This window comes from Streptomyces sp. NPDC058653 (assembly GCF_042716895.1).
Taxonomy (GTDB): domain Bacteria; phylum Actinomycetota; class Actinomycetes; order Streptomycetales; family Streptomycetaceae; genus Streptomyces.
In genome coordinates, this window is sequence record NZ_JBHXRM010000096.1 from 1 (window position 1) to 1284 (window position 1284).

The following is a 1284-nucleotide window of genomic DNA, read 5'->3' on the forward strand; positions in this document are numbered from 1 at the left end:
GGGGGAGCCGCCTCCTCGGGGGCCGGCGCTTCCTCGGCCGGGGGCCGCGGCTTCTTCTCCTTCCGGCTGAACGCGCGCTTGACCCTGCCCAGAAGCCCCGGCTTGCGCTCCGGCGCGGGTGCCTCCTGCCGGGGCGCCTCGCCTTCCGGCTGGGGCGCCGGAGCCGCCGCTTCCTCGCGGGGCTCCTCCGGCTCCTCGCCGCCCTTGCGTCCGAAGATCCGCCCGATGATGCCCATATCAGTTCTCCTTCGCGCTCAGGTAGGACTTGCGGGCCACGGTCACCGGCTTGCCCGCGTCGATCGCGGGCAGCAACTCGGCCAGCGGGACGGTGTATTCGGGCTCGGGCTTCCACTCCCCGCCCTTGGAGCCGAACTTCATGGAGGCCGGGGCGGCGGCCCGGGGGTCGGCCTCGTTGCTGGCCACCGTGACGGCGTCCACCTTCAGGCTCAGGGGCGGGCGGCCCTCTGCCTCGAACTTGGCCAGGTCCCGGTAGGTGTTGCACAGGGCCAGGTCCAGGACCATCTCGGCCCAGTCCGGGCGCCAGTAGATGTCGGCGGCGTACAGGGTGTTGCCGGTCGGGTCGCTCAGGTCCTTCTTCGGTCCGTCCGCACGGGAGAGGTAGCCGCGGAAGGACTGGTAGAGGTGGCCCACGACCTGCTTGGCGTACCGGGCGCCGGGGCGGCCCTCCTCCTGCGCGGCGAATCCCCGCTCACGGGCGATCCGCAGCTTGTCGTACATCCCGTACAGCGCCCGCTTCGAGGTGGTCCACACCCAGGCTTCGGCCACCTCGGGCTCCCACCCCGGGTAGAGGTCGGCCAGCAGGCCGACCGCCGGGGTACGGGCCCAGTGCCCGCCCTCCTCGGAGGGAAGGAACCGCAGCTCCGGCATCCTCTCGTTGGCCTTGTAGGGCAGGTTCAGCAGCCGCCAGTACCCGGCCTTGTTGGCCAGGAACCGGGTGCCGTCCGGGTAGTGGGTGGGGTCACCGATCCCGAGCCAGGCGGAGCCGATCGCGGCAAGCCAGGCCGCGTTCTTGTCGTACTGGTGCAGCCACCCCATCGCCCGCTCGTCGTCGCTGATGGCGTCGGCCGGGCGGTTCCACTGCATGTTGACCAGCGCCTGCATGATGCCCACGGTGGGCACCTGCCGGTTGCGGATCGCCTCGGAGGAGACGTCCGGGCGGTCGTCACCGCCCGCGAAGACCTTCGCGGTCGCGTTGCTGCTGAGGTAGTACGGGATCACCTTCGGCCACTCCTCGGAGCCGTGACGGGTCGCCAGCAGGTAGAC

General features: G+C 71.4%; 1 protein-coding gene and 1 pseudogene. Both read right to left on the bottom strand.

All coding sequences use genetic code 11. The annotated features are described in order from the left end of the window. Window positions 1-236, bottom strand: a pseudogene (locus tag ACFWU9_RS36220) (hypothetical protein); the annotation flags it as partial. Between the two features lies 1 nt (window position 237). Beyond that, window positions 238-1284, bottom strand: a 1047-nt coding sequence (locus ACFWU9_RS36225; RefSeq protein WP_384325356.1) for a hypothetical protein, incomplete at its 5' end; no start/stop codon positions are given.